17 protein-coding genes are annotated in these 21906 nt (G+C 61.4%); 7 read left to right on the forward strand and 10 right to left on the reverse strand.

What is annotated here, in order from left to right:
- Positions 1–231: 231 nt before the first annotated feature.
- The 3 genes from QN370_RS13880 to QN370_RS13890 are packed head-to-tail and all read left to right on the forward strand — an operon-like array spanning position 232 to position 2050.
- Entirely contained in the window at positions 232–1149 is a 918-nt protein-coding gene (locus QN370_RS13880; RefSeq protein ID WP_322125998.1) for a DUF3034 family protein, read from the forward strand.
- Complete coding sequence (locus QN370_RS13885; RefSeq protein WP_322125999.1) at positions 1149–1562, forward strand: group 1 truncated hemoglobin; 414 nt, start codon at positions 1149–1151, stop codon at positions 1560–1562. Before QN370_RS13880 ends, QN370_RS13885 begins: the two co-directional genes overlap by 1 nt.
- Positions 1559–2050, forward strand: a complete 492-nt coding sequence (locus QN370_RS13890) for a GNAT family N-acetyltransferase (RefSeq protein ID WP_322126000.1) — start codon at positions 1559–1561, stop codon at positions 2048–2050. The genes QN370_RS13885 and QN370_RS13890 overlap by 4 nt, the downstream gene beginning before the upstream one ends.
- 160 nt (positions 2051–2210) lie before the next feature.
- On the opposite strand, the gene QN370_RS13895 is transcribed toward QN370_RS13890, so the two are convergent.
- The 9 genes from QN370_RS13895 to QN370_RS13935 form a co-directional block, all read right to left on the reverse strand.
- A complete protein-coding gene (locus tag QN370_RS13895; RefSeq protein WP_322126001.1) occupies positions 2211–2696 on the reverse strand; it encodes a GNAT family N-acetyltransferase in 486 nt (161 codons plus the stop codon).
- Between the two features lie 74 nt (positions 2697–2770).
- The gene (locus QN370_RS13900; protein WP_322126002.1) at positions 2771–5110 is read right to left on the reverse strand and encodes a heavy metal translocating P-type ATPase; all 2340 of its coding nucleotides are present in this window, start codon (positions 5108–5110) and stop codon (positions 2771–2773) included.
- A 30-nt stretch (positions 5111–5140) separates the two neighbouring features.
- Entirely contained in the window at positions 5141–6016 is an 876-nt protein-coding gene (locus QN370_RS13905) for a copper resistance D family protein (protein ID WP_322126003.1), read from the reverse strand.
- Positions 6016–6381, reverse strand: coding sequence for a copper resistance protein CopC (locus QN370_RS13910; RefSeq protein ID WP_322126004.1), 366 nt, complete (start codon positions 6379–6381; stop codon positions 6016–6018). The genes QN370_RS13905 and QN370_RS13910 overlap by 1 nt, the downstream gene beginning before the upstream one ends.
- A gap of 16 nt (positions 6382–6397) precedes the next feature.
- Positions 6398–7780 (reverse strand): copper oxidase, encoded by a 1383-nt coding sequence (locus QN370_RS13915; RefSeq protein ID WP_322126005.1) that lies wholly within the window; start codon positions 7778–7780, stop codon positions 6398–6400.
- Positions 7780–9174, reverse strand: coding sequence for a TolC family protein (locus tag QN370_RS13920; RefSeq protein ID WP_322126006.1), 1395 nt, complete (start codon positions 9172–9174; stop codon positions 7780–7782). Before QN370_RS13920 ends, QN370_RS13915 begins: the two co-directional genes overlap by 1 nt.
- A 62-nt stretch (positions 9175–9236) precedes the next feature.
- Positions 9237–9620: a hypothetical protein gene (locus QN370_RS13925; protein WP_322126007.1), complete on the reverse strand. Its 384-nt coding sequence runs from the start codon at positions 9618–9620 to the stop codon at positions 9237–9239.
- 34 nt (positions 9621–9654) lie between these two features.
- Positions 9655–12126, reverse strand: a complete 2472-nt coding sequence (locus QN370_RS13930; RefSeq protein WP_322126008.1) for an EAL domain-containing protein — start codon at positions 12124–12126, stop codon at positions 9655–9657.
- A 3-nt stretch (positions 12127–12129) separates the two neighbouring features.
- Entirely contained in the window at positions 12130–13605 is a 1476-nt protein-coding gene (locus QN370_RS13935) for an ATPase domain-containing protein (protein ID WP_322126009.1), read from the reverse strand.
- A 362-nt stretch (positions 13606–13967) separates the two neighbouring features.
- Between QN370_RS13935 and QN370_RS13940 the strand changes: the two genes are divergently transcribed.
- From QN370_RS13940 to QN370_RS13955, 4 genes are all read left to right on the forward strand, one after another.
- A complete protein-coding gene (locus tag QN370_RS13940; RefSeq protein WP_322126010.1) occupies positions 13968–16325 on the forward strand; it encodes an ATP-binding protein in 2358 nt (785 codons plus the stop codon).
- A complete protein-coding gene (locus QN370_RS13945) occupies positions 16318–16728 on the forward strand; it encodes a response regulator (protein ID WP_322126011.1) in 411 nt (136 codons plus the stop codon). The genes QN370_RS13940 and QN370_RS13945 overlap by 8 nt, the downstream gene beginning before the upstream one ends.
- Entirely contained in the window at positions 16725–19262 is a 2538-nt protein-coding gene (locus QN370_RS13950; RefSeq protein WP_322126012.1) for a response regulator, read from the forward strand. Before QN370_RS13945 ends, QN370_RS13950 begins: the two co-directional genes overlap by 4 nt.
- A gap of 213 nt (positions 19263–19475) precedes the next feature.
- Positions 19476–21212 carry a GAF domain-containing protein gene (locus QN370_RS13955; RefSeq protein ID WP_322126013.1) on the forward strand — a complete coding sequence of 579 codons (1737 nt, stop codon included), beginning with the start codon at positions 19476–19478 and terminating at the stop codon, positions 21210–21212.
- A gap of 30 nt (positions 21213–21242) precedes the next feature.
- Here QN370_RS13955 and QN370_RS13960 read toward each other — a convergent pair whose 3' ends face one another.
- Entirely contained in the window at positions 21243–21899 is a 657-nt protein-coding gene (locus tag QN370_RS13960; RefSeq protein ID WP_322126014.1) for a biliverdin-producing heme oxygenase, read from the reverse strand.
- Positions 21900–21906 lie beyond the last annotated feature (7 nt).

The raw sequence follows: 21906 nt of genomic DNA on the forward strand, positions 1-21906 counted from the left end.
AATGGAGTCATGGTGTGCAGCAAAGTGTGGTGTGGGCCAAATGGCAGCGGTCATTCTAGCTGAATCCTTGTGCCAGAAATCTCTCAAATCCCTGTGACTTTCGGTGGCGTGACCGATCGCCGTACCGACGCATCGGGCAGACGGGATGGTTAAGATGCACCTTGCTCGTCGCAGCCAAAAAATGGGCATAATCATGGATGTTTCATCAAGGCAATATTTAGGGCGGAAAGCATGAGAGTTCACGGAAAAAAAGTACGCCATCCAGGGTGTCATGTGCTGCTGGCCGCCACGCTGCTGGGCAGCACGGCGATCGCAGCGGCCGGTTCGCTGCTGCCTGATCAGGCCAGGTTGCTGGCGCTGGGCGGTGCCAGTCAGATCGAGGGGGCCGGTGGCGGTGGCCTGACGCCCTGGGCGCTCATTACCGGTTACGGTTCGCGCGATAGTTATGGCGGCAATATTCATTACACCGGCGTGCGCACGCAGGATTACACGATCGATTCGACCGGCGTGGCGTTCGGTTTTGCTGACCGCGTTGAAATCTCGCTGGCCAGCCAGAAGCTGCAAGGCAGCCGGGCACCGCTGGCGCAATTGGCGATCACGCAGGAGATTGTCGGTCTCAAGGTCAGGCTTGCTGGCGATGCACTGGTGGATCAGGACCGGCTGATGCCGCAGATTGCGCTGGGTATTCAGTACAAGCGCAACCGGGGCGTGCGCGGCCTCGATGCGCTCGGCGTCACCAGCGTGACGCAACTCGGCGCGCGCAGCGATCACGGTATCGACTACACGCTGTCGGCAACCAAGCTGATGCTCGATCAGAGCCTGCTGCTCAACGCGACCGCGCGTGCGACCAAGGCCAATCAGTTCGGCTTGCTCGGTTTCGGCGGCGACCTGCATGACCGCTACCAGCCGATGCTCGAAACCTCCGTGGCCTACCTGATCAACCGACAGCTGGTAACCGGTGTCGAATACCGGATGAAGCCGCGTAACCTGTCGGTGGATCACGAAAAAGGCGCGGCCGATGTGTTTGTCGGCTATTTTCTGAACCGGAATTTTTCCGTACTGCTAGGCTGGGTGACGCTCGGTGATGTCACTATCTTCAATCCGCGCCGCCAGAACGGCGCTTATCTGTCTTTGCAAGGAGGTTTCTGATGAAACGGTTTGCCATGTTGTGCCTGCTGCTGGCACTCGGATCACCGGCGCTGGCTGCCGATGAGGTCTACCAGGGACTGGGCCAGCAACCGGGAATCGACCAGGTAGTCGAGACGTTCGTGACGCTGCTGCAAGCCGATCATCGGGTTGGCCACAGCTTTGTTGAAGCGGATCTGCCGCATCTCAAGGAAAAGCTGGCCGAGCAATTCTGCGTGCTCGCCGGTGGTCCTTGCCGCTACACCGGCAAGGAAATGGCCACCATCCATGACGGACTTAATATCACGGTGGCGCAGTTTTACGCACTGGTTGAAGACTTGCAGATCGCGATGGAACGACATGGCATCGCCTCCCGCGTCCAGAACAAATTGCTGGCCGGGCTGGCACCCATGCAACGCGACGTGGTGACGCGATGAGCGCCGGCACAGTAACCATTACGCTGGCCGATTACGCTGATCCGGCTGATGCGCGCGACGTGCTGGAGGTGCTCGATGCATATGCACGCGATCCGTTCGGCGGTGCCGAAGCGCTCGCTGATCATGTCCGGCGTGACCTGATTGCTGCGCTGGCCGCACGGGCCGGTGCTTTCAGTGTCCTGGCCAGAGTCGACGGTGTCGCCGTCGGTCTGGCCAATTGTTTCGAGGGATTTTCGACCTTCAGCTGTGCGCCGCTGATCAACATCCACGACATGATGGTGCTGGCACCATATCGAGGGCAACGACTGGCGCAGCAACTGATGCAGCGGGTCGAGCAGGTCGCGCTGGAGCGCGGCTGCTGCAAGATCACCCTCGAAGTACTGCAGGGTAATCAGCATGCGCAGTTGGTCTATCGCAAGATGGGCTATGCCGGCTACCAGCTCGATGCCGAATATGGTGATGCGCTGATGTGGCAGAAAAAACTCTAGGAGTCTGTCGGACTTAGGGAATCGAAGCGAAAAAATAGCTGGGCGAGGACAGATTTTGCCGATTTCGCAGTGCCAATAGCGAGCTATTGGCCAAGAAAGCGGTGAAATATGGACCGTCCAGGTATTTTTGCAGCCGATTCTCCCTAAGTCCGACAGGCTCCTAGGAGCCTGCCGCACGCAGCATGTCGACATGCCAGATATCGTCTTCTAGATAGGCTGCCGAACAGGTCACGAAGCCAAAGCGCGCATAAAACGGTTCCAGCCGTTGTTGAGCGGCCAGCCGGATCGCCTGACCCGGATAGACCTGCAGCGTGCGCGCCAGTCCCTGTGCAAACAACTCCCGGCCCAGCCCGGTGCCACGGACCGAGGCAGCGCTGACGACTCGCCCGATCGCGGCTTCCGGGTACTTGACACCCGGCGGCACGCAGCGCAAATAGGCCACCAGCGCCGGCTTGCCATCGCGCACCTGCCAGCCCAGCAAATGCCATGACGCCTGGTCGATACCGTCGATATCCTGGAACAGGCACGCCTGCTCGACAATAAAAACGTCCTGGCGCAACGCCAGCAGCGCGTACAGGTGGTGAACGCCGAGCTGGTCGAAAGTCGACCATTGCCATTCGGTGGCGAGATGTTCCGGGAGTGTCATGGTTAGTGTGCCTGTTGCTGCGTGAGGAGGGGCCGATGGTCGCATGTTTATTGATCAATGCGGCGGCGTTCTCGTCACGCCTTGCCCTTTAACCGTAACGCATTCGTGATCACCGACACCGAACTGAGCGCCATCGCTGCACTGGCCACCATCGGACTGAGCAGTAGCCCGAACCACGGATACAGCACGCCGGCAGCTAGCGGAATACCGAGCAGGTTGTAGCCGAACGCGAACACCAGGTTCTGGCGAATATTGCGCATCGTTGCGCGACTGAGCAGACGCGCTTCGGCGATGCCGGACAGGTCGCCTTTGACCAGCACGATGCGCGCACTTTGCATCGCCACTTCGGTGCCGGTACCCATCGCAATGCCGACGTCGGCTTGTGCCAGCGCCGGCGCGTCATTGATGCCGTCGCCAGCCATCGCGACAATCGCGCCGTCGGCCTGCAGTCGCTGGACGTGGCGGTATTTATCTTCGGGCATGACTTCGGCATGGACTTCGGTAATCCCGAGATGGGCGGCGACGGCGTTGGCCGTGGCCGGATTGTCGCCTGTCAGCAGCACGATGCGCAGACCGGCGGCCTGCAGTGCAGCGATCGCCGGTGCGGCAGTCGGCTTGACCGGATCGGTCACGCTGACCAGTCCGGCAAACTGGCCGTCGACCGCCAGCAGCATCACCGTATGCGCCTTCTCCTGCAGCTCCTTGATGCGGGCTTGCAGTGGCGCGGTATCGGCGTGTTCCTGTGCCATCAGTGCCGCATTGCCGATGGCGACGCGCTGCCCATCGACTTGCCCGCGAATACCCAGGCCGGTCAGCGATTCAAAGTCGGTGGCGCTGCCGACGCTGACCTTGCGCTGCGCCGCTTCATCGACGATGGCCTGCGCCAGCGGATGCTCGCTGTGCGCTTCGAGCGCGGCGGCCAGCGCCAGGACCTGTTCGTCGCGGTAGCCTTCGGCGGCGGCAACGACTTGCGCACGCGGCCGGCCTTCGGTCAGCGTGCCGGTCTTGTCGATGACCAGCGTGGTGACTTTTTCCATCAGTTCCAGCGCCTCGGCATCCTTGATCAGCACGCCTTGCTGCGCACCACGCCCGATCCCGACCATGATCGAGATCGGCGTCGCCAGCCCGAGCGCACACGGGCACGCAATGATCAGCACCGAAACGGCCGCGACCAGCGCATGGGCCAGCGACGGCGCAGGGCCGAGCCAGCTCCACAGCGCAAACGTAAGTAGTGACGCCAGCATCACGCCGGGCACGAACCAGCCAGCCACGGTATCGGCCAGTTTCTGGATCGGGGCGCGTGAGCGACTGGCCGTATTGACCAGCGTGATGATGTGCGCCAGCAGCGTATCGGCACCGACTTTTTTAGCGCTGAAAACGAACGAACCGGTTTGATTGACGGTGCCGGCAACGACGCGGCTGCCGACGGTTTTTTCGACCGGCACCGGCTCGCCGCTGATCATCGACTCATCGACATTCGAGTGGCCTTCAAGGACCTCGCCATCGACCGGAATACGCGCACCCGGCTTGACACGCAAGCGATCGCCCGGCACCACCAGATCGAGCGCGACATCTTCTTCGCTGCCATCTTCCCGCAACCGCAAAGCGGTGTCGGGCGTTAGCGCCAGCAGCGCCTTGATCGCGCTGTTGGTGCGCGCACGGGCGCGCAATTCCAGCACCTGACCGACCAGCACCAGTGTCGTGATGCCGGCCGCTGCTTCAAAATACAGCGGGGCCATGCCATCCATCAAAAACGCCGCCGGCAGCATGGCCGGGAACAGCAACGCCATCACGCTAAAGGCAAAGGCGGCACCGGTACCGAGTCCGATCAGGCTGAACATGTTGAGGTTCCAGGTCCGGAACGACGCCACGGCACGCACGAAAAACGGCCAGCCAGCCCACAGCACGACCGGCGTTGCCAGCGCTGCCTGCAACCAGTTGAACAGCATCATGCCGAGGCGCTCATGCAGCGGCGTGCCGAACATCATGTCGCCCATCGTCAGCAACATCAGCGGCACCGTCAGCGCTGCGCTGATCCAGAGCCGGCGTGTCATGTCGTCGAGTTCGGTGGTGTCGTCTTCGGCGCTGGCTTCCAGCGGTTCGAGTGCCATGCCGCACAGCGGGCAGGTGCCGGGACCGACCTGACGGATTTCCAGATGCATCGGGCAGGTGAAAACCGTACCGGCGGGCATCGCCACGGCGGCTTGCGGAGTCAGGTATTTTTGCGGATCAGCCTTGAATTTGGTGACGCAACCCTGGCTGCAAAAATGGTAATCGGTGCCGTCATGGGTGACGGTTTTTTCCGGGTTGGCGACGACCTTCATCCCGCATACCGGATCGGTGTACGGCTTGTCGTCCGCAGCGGGAGCGGGGCTGGCGTGGCTGCTGCAACAGCTGGTAGGAGATTGGTTCATGATGCCTTTCCGAAGAAAAAAATGGGTGGGTCAGTTGCCCGGCGGCGAGTCGGCACTGAGCAGCGCGGCGGCGATCACGGCCAGGATGAGTACCGTGCCTTCAATCCGTAAATTCAGGACAAAGCGTCGTCGCGCGGTGTCCTCATCCGGCCCGTCCAGCAAGGCTGGCATCAGATGCCAGCGGTTGACTGCGCCGAGCGTAACCGCGATGCCAACCAGGATGAGCTTGGCTGACAGTGTCAGGCCCCAGCTGGTCGTGACAAGCTGGCCGACTTCGCTCATCGCACGCCAGGCATTGAAGACGCCGGTTAGCAGGAGGCCGGCGAACGCCAGCAGTGCGCCGCGCGACAGGATGCGGGCATAGCGACGGCAACTGTCAATGTCGGCAGGTGTGGCGGCCGGTCGTGCCAGCACGATCCAGCCCGCCACCAGCACCATGCCGACCCATGCGCTGATGAGCAGCAGATGCAGGCTTTCGCTGGCGACGGACCAGCTCAGATCGCCGTCCATGACCGCATGGCTGACCAGGGCGCGACTGACGGCAAACACCAGCAGCGCACAGGCCATGGCGGCACCTTGCCGGTGGAAACTTTGCAAAACGAGGATGAGCACCAGTGCCGCCAAACCGGCCAGCCAGCAGAGTCCGAAATGCGACTCCGACAGGACCGCGACGATTGCCGGTGCCGCAGAGAGCAAGGGCAGTTCGGTCATCACGGCGACCTGCAACCACAGCACCAGCAAGCTCGCCAGCAGCGTCAGACCAGCGGCAATGCGGGCCGTGCCGTGCGCCTGGCGTGCGGCAGCAATCGCCCATCCCGACGGTTGTCCGGCCAGCCACGATCCGGCCAGCGTGGCACCGACCAGCACGGACAGCGCGAGATTGAGAAGCGCCACCAGGACGATCATTATTTCACCCGGAATGCATAGTCACCTTTGACGCGGTGGCCGTCGCGGGTCAGCGTCGACCAATGTACTTGCCAGGTGCCGGCAGCCAGCACGGGCAGGCCCAGTACCAGCGTGTCCGGCTGGCCCGGTTCGACCTTGGCCGCCGGCGTCGTCAACGCAGTGCCGCGGCCATCGGTCAGCGTGATCTTGCTGAAGCCCGCTTCGAGCGCTTCATTGAACTGCAGGCGAATCTGCGCCGGCGTGGTGTCGAGCACCGCATCGGCGGGGGGGCTGGCTTCTTTCAGGACGGCGTGGGCAAACGCCACCGGGGCCAGTGCGGCAGCGAGGGCGGCAATAATAAAACGAAAGACTGTTCGCTTGAACATGGATAACTCCAAGTGGTTAATGGTGATGCATGCCGGGCATGTCGGGCATGCCGCCGCGTTTGACGTCGAGGGTGCTGGCGTCGGCTGGCGGGGCCTTGGCGGCACTGGCGACCGGCATCGGGCCGGTCCATTCGCGCGCCAGCGTTCCCGGTGGATGCGGATACCAGCCGGGGTCCTTGTAATCGTTGCGCGCCTGACCGGTGCGCACCTTGACAGTCGTAAACATCCCGCCCATTTCGATGCCGCCGAACGGTCCGTCGCCGCCCATCATCGGCAAGGTGTTCTCCGGCAAAGGCATTTGCATGCCTCCCATGGTGCCACCCTTGTCGCCCATCACCATGTAATCCGGCACCAGTGCATTGATCTTTTGCGCGATGCCGCTGTGGTCGACGCCGATCATGGTCGGCACATTGTGGCCCATTGCGTTCATCGTGTGATGCGATTTGTGGCAATGCAGGGCCCAGTCACCCGGATGCTCGGCAATAAATTCGATGGCGCGCATCTGTCCGACGGCAATGTCGGTGGTGACTTCCGGCCAGCGTGCGGTTTTCGGTACCCAGCCACCATCGGTGCCGGTGACTTCAAACGAGTGACCGTGCAGGTGGATCGGATGGTTGGTCATCGTCAGGTTGCCGGCGCGGATGCGAACCCGGTCGCCCTGACGCACGACCAGCGGATCAATGCCGGGAAAGACGCGACTGTTGAAGGTCCACAGATTGAAGTCGAGCATCGTGTTGACTTTGGGGACGCGCGCGCCGGGCGCGATATCGTACGCGTTCAGCAGGAACACGAAGTCGCGGTCAACCTGATGCTGCGACGGGTCTTTCGGATGCGTGATCCAGCTGCCCATCATGCCCATCGCCATCTGCACCATTTCATCGGCATGCGGGTGGTACATGAAGGTACCGGCACGGCGCGCAACGAATTCGTAGACGAAAGTTTTACCCGGCGCGATGCCGGGCTGGGTCAGGCCGGTCACGCCATCCATGCCATTGGGCAGTTCCTGTCCATGCCAGTGAATGCTGGTGTGTTCGGGCAGCTTGTTGGTGACGAAAATGCGCACCCGGTCGCCCTCGACCACTTCGATGGTCGGACCCGGACTCTGGCCGTTGTAACCCCACAGATTGGCTGTCATGCCGGGCGCGATTTCGCGCACCACCGGTTCGGCCACCAGATGGAATTCCTTGACGTTGTCCTTCATGCGCCATGGCAGGGTCCAGCCATTGAGTGTGACGACCGGGTTGTACGGCCGGCCATTCGGTGGCATCAGTGGTGGCATGGTGGCGGCGCTGGCTTGCAGTGGTGCTTCCGGCAAACTGGCGGCACCGGCCCTGGTGACGAGGGCGGCACCGAGCATCGTGGCGACACTGCCCGAGAGGAAGTTGCGACGTGAATTCATTATTTTTCTCCTTCAGTTGCTGACGGGGTACCTGACTGCGTAGCTAACTGCGTAGCCGACTGCAGTCGTCCGCCCAGTGCGGTTTGCAGATCGCTGTCAGCGATCCAGAAATTTTTCAGTGCACCGATGTAATCGTGCGCGGCGCTGGCCTGCTCGCGGGAATCGGCCAGCAGTTCAAAGACGCTGACGAGCATGCCGTTGTAGCGCAGCATGGTTTGGTCGGAAATCCGTTTGCGCAGTGGCATGACCTCGTCGCGGTAATGGCGGGCCTGCTGGTACGCCAGGCGGTAATTGCCGTAGCTTTCACGCGCCTCGCTGCGGGCGATGATGGCGGTATCGGCAAGATGGTGGACCCCTTGCATGTAGGTCGATTCGGCCCGCGCGACGCGTGCGGTGCCCCAGTCGAACAGCGGGATTTCGAGGCTCAGCTCGTAGCCGGTTTCAGGTGGATTGCCACTGGACGCATTGCGCACGCCACCGATTTCAAGCGCATTGACGAAGCGCGTGCTGCGGGTCAGATTGAGCGAGGCGGCGGTGGCTTGCAGCGCCAGTTTTCCCGCCGCAATATCGAGTCGTTCGCGCAGGGCGATCTGGTCGACTTGCTGGATGTCGATGGAGTTGACCGGCAAGTCCGGCAAGCGATCCGGCAGCGTGAAGGCCTCGGCATTGGCGAGCCCGAGCAGACGAACCAGCTTTTCGCGGGTGACCAGAACATCCTTGTCGGCCATGCTCACACGGGTAAGGGCATCGGCATGGAAGCTCTGTTCGCGCGCCATGTCGAGCGCGCTCCAGTTACCGGCTTTGGCCATGCGCGTACCGAGTTCGGCACCGGCTTGGGCGGCGTCACTGACTTGCCGGGCGTAGGTCCGTTGCTGGACGGCGCCGAGTGCATCGTAATAAGCACGGCGCGTGTCGGCCGCAACGTTCAAGGCGGCATCGGCAACTTGCAAGCGGGTCTGTTCAAAGCGACGGCTTTCGATGCGGGTCGCCAGCGGCGCGGTCAGCAAGTTGACCAGGTTGATGGTCAGGCTGCGATCGATCAGTACGTCGCTGCCTTCGTGGGTGCGCTTGAAGCCAAAGCGTGGATTTTGCAGGCGACCAGCCTGTACCAGATCGGCTTCGGCCAGACCAAGGCGCTGATAGGTCGCTTGCAGGCCGCGGTTGTTGAGCAGGGCAACCTGCACGGCGCTGTCAACGGAAAGTGGTGCGCTCAGCAAGGGCGCGATGGCGTCGGCCAGCGCGGCCACGTCGGCTTCGTTACGGACGATGCGCGTGTCCTTGCCGAGTCGGTCGCGGGTGGCCGTGGCAACGGTGTCAAAACCGCCGTCCGGCGAAAAACTGGCGCAACCGCCCAGCATTAGCGTCGCCATGGCAAAAGCAATGGGGTGTTTCATGAAGAACCTCAGGTGTCAGAAAGAGACGGCCTGTCCGCTGTACGGGCAGGGATCAATCGGAATCAGGCAAGGAAGCGTTGCGGCGGGCGTTCGGGATGGGCGGGAATGACTGACGCGAGATGCGGCGTCGACGCCGCGGTGTGGCTGGAAGGAAAATCGAGTAATGGCAGCGCGGTCGGGGTCGATGTCATCATCGCGATGCCGAGACAAAAAGCGGCGCAGGCGCTGCACTTGGCTGCCGAGTGATGGCCGGAGCGGACTGGCTGATCCGGCTGGTCCGGCTGGGCGTCGGACTGCGCTGCCAGCATGGCCGCATGATCGTGCGGCCCGGTGCTCACGCTGTTTGCCAGGGGGGCACACGAGAGCATGGTGGCCGCAGCGAAACCCTGGACGGGAATAGCCAGCAGCATCAGCCAGATCAACACGGTGTGGAAAATCGCTCTCATGCGGCGTAGTGTACCGCAGGTTTTTGCTTGCGGGTTATTCCGTCCGGTGCTGCCATAACAATGCTGTGACCGCTTCGGTTGCCAGCGGCCAGCTGAACAGATATCCCTGCATGTGGTCGCAACCGAGTTGTTGCAGCACGCCGAGCTGGGCCTGGGTTTCGACACCTTCGGCAACGACCTTCAGTTTCAGGTGGTGGCCCAAGGTGATTACGGTGGCCGCGATGACCGCGTCGTCACCCTGACCGATGCCGCTGACGAACGAGCGATCGATCTTGATCGTATCGAGCGGAAAACGTTTCAGGTAAGCCAGGTTCGAATAGCCCGTGCCGAAGTCATCGAGCGACAGGCGCGCGCCGAGTTGCTTGAGGGCCTCCATCGTGGCGATCAATGCTTCCGTGTTCGCTATCACGATGCCCTCGGTCACCTCCAGTTCAAGATACTTCCCGTCCATGCCGGTTTCCTGCAGCACGTCGCGCACCAGCGCCGCGACATCGTTGTGCTTGAACTGCCGCGCCGACAAGTTGACGGCCATCACGATGGGGGCGATGCCGGCAAGCTGCCACGCCTTGTTCTGGGCGCAGGCGACGCGCAGCACCCAGGCACCAATCGGGATGATGAGCCCGGTTTCTTCGGCAATCGGTATGAACTGTGCCGGCGAGATCAACCCCATCTCGGGATGCTGCCAGCGCAGCAAGGCTTCGACTCCGATGATGCGACCACTGGCCATGTCGACCTGCGGCTGGTAATGCAGGGACAGTTCCTGGCGTTCCAGCGCCTTGCGCAAACCGTTTTCAAGGCGCGCATGGGCACTGATCAGTGCGGTCATGTGCGGGGTAAAAAACTGATGGCTGTTACGACCAAGTTCCTTGGCGCGATACATCGCGGTATCGGCGCTGGAGATCAGCACGTCGGCGGTATTGCCATCGACCGGATAGAGCGTGATACCGATGCTGGGCGTGACGAAAATTTCAGCACCACCGAGCAGGAATGGTGTGGACAGGGCGTGCGTGATCTTGGCCGCCAGCATGGCGGCATCCTGTTGGGACGCGACATCGGGCAAGAACACGCCAAACTCGTCGCCGCCGAGGCGGCCAACCGTGTCATTGGCGCGCAGGCTGTCGACAATGCGTCGGCTGGCTTGCTGCAGCAAGGTGTCGCCAGCGGCATGGCCAAGCGTATCGTTGACGCTCTTGAAATGATCGAGATCGATGAACATCACGCCGACGATCCAGTTGCTGCGTTCGGCTTGCAGCAAGACCCGTTTCAGGCGGTCATAAAACAGGACCCGGTTAGGCAATCCGGTCAGGCTGTCGTAGTGCGCCAGATAGGCCAGGTGTTTTTGTGCATGCTTGCCTTTGGTGATGTTTTCGTGGGCGACCACGACGCGTATCGGCCCGTCTTGCGGAAAGCGCGTCAGCCTGGCAACGAACCAGCTGGGCTGGCCTGGTGTACCGCAGCGATATTCATGCTGGAATTCTTCCAGCGTGCCGGCCAGTACTGCGCGCATGCCTTGCGCCAGCAGGCCCGCATCCTCAACGCCGTTCATCGCAGCGGCATCGCAGACGCTCAGATAGTTATAGCCGGTCCAGTCGATCGGGGTCGGGCCGGCATTCTTTTCGGCATAGCTGCGCCACGCCGTATTGACTGCCAGTAGCTGGCCCGTTTCGTCGACGACACAGATATGTTCGGACAAGGCATCGAGCGTGGCTTTGCCGAAGCGTTCCGATTCGCGTAGCGCCTGTTCCATTTTCTTGCGTTGGCTGATGTCCTCGATGAGCGCCAGTACGTGGGCAGGCTGAGCGCGCACGCCGCGCGCCAGCGAGAGCGTGACACTGGTCCAGAGTAACGAGGCGTCATGACGCCAGAAGCGCAGGTCGAAAGAAGGCGTGCTTGTCACCTCGCCGGCGAGCAAGGTGGCGATGGCGCGGTGCATCTGGAGGCTGTCTTCGCCGGCGACCAAGCTGGTGAGTTGCCGGCCCAGCAAAGGTGTCTCGGCAGTCCTTTGCAACATCGCGCCAAAATACGGATTGATCAGCGTGATGGTGCCATCCAGCGTGGTGTGGACGATGCCCACCGGTGCCAGATCAAAGGTGTTGCGATAACGCAGGTCACTCTCGGTTTGCAGGTCTTCGGAATGCTGGCGCAGGCGCAGGAAGGCTTCGAGTCGCGCCAGCAAGTCGTCTTTCTTGAGTGGCAGACGCAGCACATCGTCAAAGCCGGCGCGCAGCCAGCCGGTGGCGCGCTGGTTACCGGCCAGCGTCATCAGGAGTGGAAAATACAGTGGCTGCAGCTGTCGCTTGAGCGCGAGCAAGGCACGGCCGTGCTGGCGTGCGGCGTGCTCATCGGTGATGCACATTGCCGCACCGATGTCGGTGACGGTCAGGTCGTCGGCCTGCAGGATCTGCACCTGATACCCGGTCTGTTGCAGAAATTCGGCCAGCAAGCGGCGATCGACCGGATCAGCGATGAGCAGGCAGATCGATACCAAGTCAGGTGAGCGGTTCATCGCCTAGTCCGCCAGCTTGAAAGCGGGCACACCGGTCAGGATGCCTTGCAGATGCTGCAGCTTTTCGCTGATTTCGATACCGGAGGCACTGACTTTCATCTGGCGTAGTTCAGGCTGGAAATTGCCGACACGTTTTTTCAGGCAACCGACAATCTTGATGACCTGGCCCGCATATTCGGCATAGCGCAACAGCACGATGTTGTCGGCCAGATGGCTGACGCCGAGGTCGGTGGCTTTCAGGCTGGTGCTGGTGATGTGTTCGACTTCATTGATCAGCAGCGTTGACACGCCGTTGCGCGATAGGTAGCTGACCATGTTGTGGATGTGCGCTTGCGGCTTGCCGAATTCTTCCATCGCAAATTGGTAGCCGCGCAAGCTGTCGATCATCACCATCGTGCAGCCATCGATTTCGACGGCGTCGCGGATGGCGGCCAGGAATTCATCGGGATAGAGTTCGATCGGATTGATGCGCACGATTTTCAGTGCGCCGGAGGCGACCACGTCATCGATCGGTGCGCCGATGCCGCGGCTGCGCGCCATGATGAAGCTGGCCGGTTCTTCAAAGGTGAACAGGACGGCGCGGTGGCTGCGGGCATGGTGCGCCAGGAACTGCGTGCCGAGCGTGCTCTTGCCGGTGCCGGTCGGGCCGGTCAGCAGCGTGGTGGTGCCGGACTCGAGACCGCCACCGAGCAACTGGTCCAGTTCGGCAATCCCCGATGACATCATCTGGTCGCCCGGATTGAGCGTGCCGGTATGTTCGATCCGATGCGGAAAGACATGCATGCCGTTGCCGGTGATGCGCATTGGATGGCGGCCCGACATGAATCCCGAGCCGCGCAGCTTTTCGACTTCAAGACTGCGCAGGCCGATGCCCAGCCCGGCCGAAATATCCTTGCTCAGGCGGATCACGCCATCAACGGCCAGCGCAACCGAAGTGTCGCGCACCATCTCGGTCGGATCAAAGGCCAGTAGCGAGGTCGTGCCAATGCCATTGAGGAAGTTCACCAGCGCCAGGATATTTTTACGAAACTGGAGTTCGTCGGTCGCCAGATAGCGCAGTTGCGTCACCGAATCGATGACCAGGCGATCAGGCCGGGCACTGCGCACGGCCTGATAAATCGATTTCCAGATCGGCGTACTTTCGACTTCACTAGGCGGAAAAATATGATACTCGCCCGCATCGTCGCCAAGCTCGCTGCCGCTGGGGGACAGATCAACGATCTCGATGTGGTCGAGCTGCCAGTCAAAACTGGCGACATTGCGAGTGATTTCGGGACCGGGTTCGCACAGCGTGATATACAGGCATTTTTCATGGCGCTGCAAACCGGCGCGCAACCATTGCAGCGAGAAGATGGTCTTGCCGGCACCGGCCGACCCGCCAATCAGGTAACAGCGCCCGGCGATCAATCCGCCATCGAGAATTTCGTCGCAGCCCGGTACGCCGGTGGACATGCGGGAAGGGCGTTGTTGCTCGCTCATTGCTGGCTCATGGGACGGGACTTTCTCAGTCAATTGTTACCTTACTTTAGGACGACTGAGTGTAGTCACTAATGGTTGCAGGCGCCAGAATTGAATGTCTTTTAAGAAATATAATTTCCGGCACACGCTGGCGGCAGCAAGCCAGGCAGCCACCTCATGACGATGCGGCTACATCGACGGGGTGCGCACCCGGTCGTTCCTTGCCAAGGGCGTGATCTATCCTGCCAGTAAAAACTATTGATGCATCGGTAATAATTACTGACTGTATGGTACGAATCCCGCCAGAATACCGGTTGCCTGCAACCGGATCACCGCTACCACTGCAGCAGGTGTAACCAGTCGCTTTAACTCGGAGTACTTGCATGACTTCCACTAACGCACTGCCTTTCCCTTACAGCGTCAAACGCCATGGCACAACGCTTGCCAATTGTGATGTCGAGCCGGTGAGTACGCCGGGATGTATCCAGAGTCATGGCATGTTGCTGGTAGCGCATCCGGTCGCACTGATCGTGACGCAGGTCAGCGACAACTGCGCACAATGGATCGCCTGTGGCGTTGATGAGGTACTGGGTAAGCCGCTGGCGACTATCCTTGGAGAGGCGGCGACGCAGCGCATCAGCGCGCTCATTGCGGGTCAGACGCTGGAGGGGAACCCGACATATATATCGACCCTGCGCGTGGCGGGCATGCCGGACGACGCAGAGGCGCTCGACATCAGCGTGCATCTGGCAGGCGGTCTGCTCATTGTGGAGCTGGAACCGACTGGCCGTGAACACCTTGGGTCGGTCTCGGAACGTGACTATTATTCACGCGTCAAGACCACTATGGCGCGCTTGCGTGCCAGTCCGACACTGGCGACGTTCTGCCAGGCCATCGCCGAAGAATTGCGGACCACCACCGGACTCGATCGCGCGATGGTGTACCGGTTTCACGCCGATGATTCCGGTGAGGTCGTGGCCGACGCGCATGCGCCGGACTTGCATTCGTGGTTTGGGCTGCGTTTTCCGGCCAGCGATTTTCCAAAGCCTGCCCGTGAGATTTTCAAGCGCATCGGTGTTCGTCCGCTGCCGGATGCGCGCGGCGCATTGTGCGAACTGGTGCCGCTGCTTGATCCGGCTTCCGGCGCACCACTCGACATGACCTATTGCGCATTGCGCGGCGCGTCGGTGATGTACACCGAATATCTGAACAACATGGGTGTGGCCGCCACGCTGACGATGCCGCTTATGCGCGATGGTGCGCTGTGGGGACTGATCATCTGCCATCACTACACGGCCACGGTGATGCCGTATCACCAGCGCGCCGCCGCCGAGTTCATCGGCCAGGTGGCGTCGCTCGAAATCGACAGCGTCGAAGCGCGCGAAAACGTGCAGTACCAGCACCGGATTGACGAGGTTCACCACAGCGTCATGGCGCATGCGGCTGTTCGCAGCGACATGGTGGCGCTGATCGAGGCGTCCGATACCCCGGAGCGATCCGATCTGCTCGATGGCATCGAGGCCGATGGTGTCGCGCTGCTCCATCGCGATCAATGGTTGATGCTCGGGCAGACACCGTCCGTGCCGCAGCTGCGCTTGCTGGCAGTCTGGGTGCGCCAGCAACTTCTCCGTGATGGCCGTGACCGATATCTGGTCGCCTCCGATGCGTTAGGCAGTTTGTTTGCCCCGGCGGCATCCTATGCCGACAAGGCCAGCGGGTTATTGGCCATTGCGATGTCGCGCTCGTCGCAGGGCGAGCTGTTGCTGTGGTTCCGGTCGGAGCAGAAGCAGGTCTTCAACTGGAGTGGCAACCCGTACGACAAGCCAATGGGGACGGGACCACATGGTGCGCACCTGACGCCACGGCGCAGTTTCGATCTCTGGCAGGAAGAGGTCCGGGGGAGTGCCCAGCCCTGGAAGCAGGTTGAGATCGATGCGGCGCTGAAATTACGGCAGTGGATCGCCGATATGGTCATCACTCGCGCCGAGCGGCTCGACCAGATCAATGTTGATCTGACCCGCAGCAATGACGAACTCGATGCCTTTGCCTATGTGGCCGGGCATGACCTGAAAGAACCGTTGCGCGGCATTTACAAGAATGCCTATCACATCAAGGAAGAACTCAGTGCCGGGAACGGTCTGGGCGAGGCGCATGGCGAGCGTCTCGACCTGATGATGCGCTTGACCTTGCGCATGGACAATCTGCTCGACGCCTTGCTCAATGTGGCGCGCATCGGCCGGGTCGGGCTGGACTACGAAGAAGTCGACCTCGCTGCCGTGGTGACCGAGGCGCTGGAAATGCTGGGTTCGCGCCTGACCGACGGTGCTCTGGAGGTCCGCGTGCCGCGTGCCATGCCGCAGATGACATGCGACCGGGCGCGGGTACGCGAAGTGTTTGCCAACCTGATTTCAAATGCGCTCAAGTACAACGACAAGCCGCATCCCTGGATCGAGATCGGTTATCTGGACGCCGACGGCGTCGTGCCGCAGGTTTTTTACGTGCGGGATAACGGCATTGGCATCGAAAGCCGGCATCGCGAACGGGTGTTCCAGATATTCAAGCGACTGCATCCGCGCGACGCGTTTGGCGGTGGTGCCGGTGCCGGTCTGGCCATCGTGCGCAAGCTGGTGGAACAGCACCATGGCCGCATCTGGTTCGATGCACAACCGGGTGTGGGCTCGACCTTTTATTTCACGCTGGAAGAAGATGCGGTCGCGGCATCGGGCGTTGGCCATGAATGAGCAGTCGGTTCTGGTGGTGGATGATTCAGAGGATGATTTTCAGACCGTGTGCATGGCGGCGACCAGCGCTTGCGTGGCGATGCCGATCATCAATGCGGTCGATGCCGATGTCGCGCTGGGGATGCTCGATGGTGCCACCGATGGCGCGTTTGCCTTCATGCTGCTGGACTTTAATTTGCCCGGTGTCGATGGGTTGACGTTCTTGCGTCAGGTGCGCCTGCATCCGGTGCATGGACGCTTGCCGGTGGTGGTGCTGACGGCGAGCGTCAATCCGCGTGACCGGGAAGCGTTCCTGGCTGCTGGCGCGGACGCCTTCCATGTCAAGACAGTGCGACTGGAAGACTGCCTGACGACACTGGTGGCAATTTTCAAGCGCTGGCCGGGTGCGGCGCGCGTGTCATGACGCTTCCCTGGCGCATCTTGCTGGTCGACGATAATCCGCACGATCGCGCTGAAGCCAAGGCCGCTTTACTCAAGGGTTCAAGACGGCGCTACGAATTCATCGAAGTAGCGCTGGCGCACGAGGCATTGCATCACTGCACGCAACAGCCAGCGCTGGACTGCATCCTGCTCGACTACGATTTGCCGGATGCGGATGCGTTTGAGTTGCTGGAGCGCCTGCCGCGCGACAGCCATGGCATCACGCTGGTGCCGGTGGTGATTCTGACGGGATCGTCACGGCAGTCACTGAATCAGGAATTGCTGCGTGCCGGTGCCGAGGATTATGTCGGCAAGACATGGCTAGGTCCGGAAAGCCTGACACGCGGCGTCGAGAATGCGGTCGAACGCCATCGCATGAAGCGCGAATTATGGCGCGAACGGGCTCGCCAGCAGCTCATTGCCGATATTGCGCAAGCCGCCGATGGCGGGCTGGGCAATGCGATGGCCTCGATGTTTGAACGGGTCCGTGTACTGGTGCAGGCCGATATTTTTTTGAGCCATGCGCTCGATCTCAGCGTTGACCACCCCATGTTGCATCTGACTGCCGATGCGGGTCTCGACGCCCAGGCCCGCTTGCCATTCCTGGTACTCGATCCGTTGACGAGTGTGTGCGGCAGTGTGGTGATGCAAGGCAAGCCGGCTTTCCGCCAGCAGATTCAGGACAGCGATGAGGCGGCGACCGCGTTACTGAAACAGGTCGGTGTGCAAGCTTATGCGTCCTATCCGCTGCAAGTCAATGCACGGATCGTCGGTACCGTCAGCTTTGGCACGCGCACGCGTAGCCAGTTCGGGCCAGAAGAGCGTGATTTCATGGCGACGGTGGTGGATCAGGTCGGTGCGGCGTGGCAACGACTGGAGCTACTCAACAGTAAGGATAATGAACTACGCAGTTTGACCGACAACTCGCCGGACATCCTGACCCGCTTTGACCGTCAGTTGCGGCATGTCTTCATCAATGCCGCGGTCACGCGCGTGACCGGGCATTTGCAGGCGCATTTCCTCGGCAAGAGTCATCGTGAACTGGGGATGCCGGAGGAGTTATGCCTGCGCCTGGAACGCGCGATGCAGCACGTCTTCGCAACCGGCGAAGCGCAGCAGGTGTCGTTCGATTATCCGGCGCTGGCCGGCCTGCGCACCTTTGATTGCCAGTTGGTGGCAGAGCAGCGCACCGATGGGCCGGTCATGCATATCCTCGGCGTGACGCATGACGTGACGGTGCGTCGGCAGCTCGATGAACGACGCGAGCAATTGCTTGAAGCCGAACGGGCGGCACGTATCGAGAGCGAGCGGATGGCGCTGATCAAGGACGAATTCCTGGCAACGCTGAGTCACGAGTTACGCACGCCACTCTCCGCCATCATGGGGTGGGCCAGCCTGCTCCAGCGCGCGCCTCCCACGATGGACTTGTACCGCAAGGGCATTGACGTCATCGCGCGCAACGCCACTGATCAGGCCGCGCTGATCGGTGACTTGCTCGATATGAACCGCATCCTGTCCGGCAAGTTGCGCATGGACAGCGAGCTGGTCAATCTCGAGTCGGTCGCCGCTGCCGCAATCGATACGCTGTTACCGGCGGCGCTGGCCAAGGGCATCGCGCTGGATCTGGTATTGCTTCCGGGCGAGCCGGTCCAGGTGCGGGGTGACAGCGCACGCTTGCAGCAAGTGCTGTGGAACCTGCTCGCCAATGCGGTGAAATTTACTGCCAGCGGTGGCCGTGTCACGCTAGCAATCGGCCATCACGCCGGAAGCGTCGTGGCGACGGTGACGGACAACGGCAATGGCATCGCGGCCGAGTTCCTGCCTTTTCTGTTCGATCGCTTCAGTCAGGGCGATGGCAGCGCAGCGCGGGTGCACGGCGGTCTCGGGCTTGGCTTGTCCATCGTCAAAAATCTGCTGGAGCTGCACGGGGGGGCAATCAGCGCCAGCAGCGACGGCGCGGGCCAGGGCGCATGCTTCACGGTGCTGTTGCCACGTGCGTCCGCCGGGTCGGTGGCGCTCAAGCAGCACGTGACTGCACCGGCACTGTTGCCTGAGGCCGCACCGACAGGAGTGTCCGGCATACCGGCAACACTCGAAAACGATCACGCCTTGCGCGGCATGTCGGTACTGCTGGTCGACGATAATCCCGATGTACTCGAGTTGGGTCGCCGCCTGCTGGTCGACTATGGTGCCGTCGTCATTACTGCGCACAGCGCCGACGAAGCACTCTTGCAGATCCGTCGTAAGGTACCGGATGTCTTGCTCAGTGATATCGGCATGCCGGGCACCGACGGCTATCAATTGATTGAACTGGTGCGAACGGGCATGGGATTGGACGCAGCACAATTGCCGGCCGTGGCAGTGACGGCGTATGCCCGTGCACAAGACCATGCCCGCGTGCTGCAGGCAGGTTATCAGGCCTGTATCGACAAGCCGATCCGGCCCCAGTTGCTGATCCGCACCTTGCTTGAGCTGTCTGCGATCAAAGACCATCACAGGCATCCAGATGACATCTGATGCGATCGAACAGCGGCACTGTGGTGGCCGCCGCGCAGAGACAGGAAATGTGCGTGCAGCCTGATTCGTACTATTTGTACTTTCAGGCATAACAATTGATCTATTGGTAATTTTTACTGACTATGCGGTAGGAACTCCGTGAGACTCAGGGTTGCCCGTGTCGTCGTTAGCATGGCGACAGGCGTAACCAGTTTCCTATGCCGGAGTACGCGCATGACCTTGCCCATCGGATTGCCTTTCCCCTATAGCGTCAAGCGCCACGGCGTCTCGATTACCAATTGTGATAACGAGCCGGTCAATACGCCGGGCTGCATCCAGAGCCACGGCATGCTGCTGGTGCTGCACCCGGCAGAGTTCATCGTGACCCAGGTCAGCGAGAACTGCGCTCAGTGGACCGCGTGCGGGGTTGACGACGTGCTGGGGCAGCCGCTGGCACAGATCGTCGGTCCGACTGCGGCGCGACGCATCGTCGAGCTCGTCGCGGGCGGCGGGCTGGAAAATAATCCGACGTATGCGCTGGCCGCACGCTTGGCCGGCATGCTGGCCGATGCCGAGCCGCTCGATATCAGCGTGCACGTGGCAGGTGGTGCACTGATTGTCGAACTGGAGCCGACCGGTCGCGAGCTTTTCGGGGCGGTTTCCGAGCGTAATTACTACGCGCGTGTCAAAACCACGATGGCACGGTTGCGCGCCAGCCCGTCGCTGGCGACGTTCTGTCAAGCCATCGCCGACGAGGGGCGCACCACCACCGGGCTTGATCGCGTGATGGTGTATCGCTTCCAGGCCGACGAATCTGGCGAGGTGGTGGCTGATGCCCACGGACCCGGCCTGCATTCGTGGTTTGGCCTGCGCTTTCCGGCCAGTGATATTCCGAAGCCGGCGCGCGAGATCTTCAAGCGCCTCGGTGTGCGACCGTTGCCGGATGCCCGCGGCAGCTTGTGCGAATTAGTGCCGCTGCTTGATCCGGCTTCCGGCGCACCGCTCGACATGACCTATTGCGCGTTGCGCGCCGCGTCGGTGATGTACACCGAATATCTGGCCAACATGGGCGTGGCCGCAACGCTGACGATGCCCATCCTGCGTGATGGTGCATTGTGGGGGCTGATCATCTGCCATCACTACACACCGACGAGGATGTCGTATCAACAGCGCGCCGCCGCCGAGTTCATCGGCCAGATGGCGTCGCTTGAAATCGATGGTGCCGAAGTGCGCGAGCACGCGCAGTACCAACGCCGCATCGATGCGGTACACCATGCCGTCATTGCGTATGCAGCAATGCGCAGTGACGTGGCGGCACTGATGTCGGCACCCGGTGTGTCTGGCCAGCCCGGTCTGCTCGGTGGCATTGAGGCCGGCGGTGTTGCATTGGTCCATCGCGATCAATGGATCACGCTCGGGCGGACCCCGACCTTACCGCACTTGCAGTTGCTGGCCGCTTGGGTACGTGAGCAACTTGGCTGCGATGGTAGCGGTCGGCATCTATTCGTCACCAATATGCTGGGCAGCCTGTTTGCCCCGGCAATGCAGTGTGCCGAGATGGCTAGCGGCGTGCTGGTTGTGACGATGCCGCGCTCGACGCAAGGCGACCTGCTGCTCTGGTTTCGGCCGGAGCAAAAACAGGTATTTAACTGGAGTGGCAATCCGTACGAGAACTCGGCGCTAACAGGGCCGCTCGGCACGCGCCTGACCCCACGGCGCAGCTTTGAACTCTGGCAGGAAGAAGTACGTGGACGCGCACTGCCGTGGAAGCAGGTCGAGATCGATGCGGCGCTGACGTTGCGGCAATGGATCGCCGACATGGTCACCTGCCGTGACGACCAGTCCGACAAGACCAGCGTCGATGCGTTTCGCAGCAGCGACGAACTCGATGTTCTTGCCTGCGTGGCCAGACCTGAGCTGAAAGAGCCTTTACAGGACATTGATCCGCCTACCCTTCACCTCAAAGAATAACGCGATGCCGGACGCGAACGCGTGTTTCCACTATCTTGGGTCGTAACAGACATCGAAATGGCATCGGATGGCATCGAACAGTGCTACTGCCGTGGTCGCCGCGCACGCGTAATCGGCGGGTGGGCAGCGCTGTTCGGCGAGGTCCAGAAATGCTAGCCAGCGCGACCGGGTCTGGTCGCCGTACACCGTGTAAAACTGCAGCGGAAAATCTCCAGCACCCTGCTGGCGCAGCCGGGCCGCGATAAATTGTCCCCCCAGCGTCGCGCCCTCCAGCGTGTACAGCATGCCGAATAGCGCTCCGACACGATCGATGACCGGGATGGCCACAGTCGCTGGTACGGCAAGGCGGCCCAGCGTGGCCAGGTCGGCCTCAAGTGCCGGCAGCTTGCGCCGCGGCGCGTAATCGAACAACCCGGGATGGCGCGACAGGTAAGCCAGTAGCGCCACTTCGACGCTGGCAATCACACCATGCATGGCGACCAGTGCGTCACCATAGTCGCGCCGGTCGATATCCGGTGCCAGCAGACGCGCCATCAGCGGATGGTGGTCGAGGGCATGGTGTGGCTCTTTGGTGGCGAGCCTCAGTTGCTGGTGCAATGTTGACGGTGTCGGACTGGGCATCGTGATTGGGTGATCAAGGTAATTTCTTGCATCGTACAGCACGGTGACTTGCATTTTGTACGTCACCTCTTTT

Source organism: Actimicrobium sp. CCI2.3 (genome assembly GCF_035019065.1).
In the GTDB taxonomy this organism is placed as follows: domain Bacteria; phylum Pseudomonadota; class Gammaproteobacteria; order Burkholderiales; family Burkholderiaceae_D; genus Actimicrobium.

Bases quoted from the DNA above. Each gene is read 5' to 3' on its own strand.
- QN370_RS13880 (WP_322125998.1), top strand. From the start codon at position 232: ATGAGAGTTCACGGAAAAAAAGTACGCCATCCAGGGTGTCATGTGCTG.
- QN370_RS13885 (WP_322125999.1), top strand. From the start codon at position 1,149: ATGAAACGGTTTGCCATGTTGTGCCTGCTGCTGGCACTCGGATCACCG.
- QN370_RS13890 (WP_322126000.1), top strand. From the start codon at position 1,559: ATGAGCGCCGGCACAGTAACCATTACGCTGGCCGATTACGCTGATCCG.
- QN370_RS13895 (WP_322126001.1), bottom strand. From the start codon at position 2,696: ATGACACTCCCGGAACATCTCGCCACCGAATGGCAATGGTCGACTTTC.
- QN370_RS13900 (WP_322126002.1), bottom strand. From the start codon at position 5,110: ATGAACCAATCTCCTACCAGCTGTTGCAGCAGCCACGCCAGCCCCGCT.
- QN370_RS13905 (WP_322126003.1), bottom strand. From the start codon at position 6,016: ATGATCGTCCTGGTGGCGCTTCTCAATCTCGCGCTGTCCGTGCTGGTC.
- QN370_RS13910 (WP_322126004.1), bottom strand. From the start codon at position 6,381: ATGTTCAAGCGAACAGTCTTTCGTTTTATTATTGCCGCCCTCGCTGCC.
- QN370_RS13915 (WP_322126005.1), bottom strand. From the start codon at position 7,780: ATGAATTCACGTCGCAACTTCCTCTCGGGCAGTGTCGCCACGATGCTC.
- QN370_RS13920 (WP_322126006.1), bottom strand. From the start codon at position 9,174: ATGAAACACCCCATTGCTTTTGCCATGGCGACGCTAATGCTGGGCGGT.
- QN370_RS13925 (WP_322126007.1), bottom strand. From the start codon at position 9,620: ATGAGAGCGATTTTCCACACCGTGTTGATCTGGCTGATGCTGCTGGCT.
- QN370_RS13930 (WP_322126008.1), bottom strand. From the start codon at position 12,126: ATGAACCGCTCACCTGACTTGGTATCGATCTGCCTGCTCATCGCTGAT.
- QN370_RS13935 (WP_322126009.1), bottom strand. From the start codon at position 13,605: ATGAGCGAGCAACAACGCCCTTCCCGCATGTCCACCGGCGTACCGGGC.
- QN370_RS13940 (WP_322126010.1), top strand. From the start codon at position 13,968: ATGACTTCCACTAACGCACTGCCTTTCCCTTACAGCGTCAAACGCCAT.
- QN370_RS13945 (WP_322126011.1), top strand. From the start codon at position 16,318: ATGAATGAGCAGTCGGTTCTGGTGGTGGATGATTCAGAGGATGATTTT.
- QN370_RS13950 (WP_322126012.1), top strand. From the start codon at position 16,725: ATGACGCTTCCCTGGCGCATCTTGCTGGTCGACGATAATCCGCACGAT.
- QN370_RS13955 (WP_322126013.1), top strand. From the start codon at position 19,476: ATGACCTTGCCCATCGGATTGCCTTTCCCCTATAGCGTCAAGCGCCAC.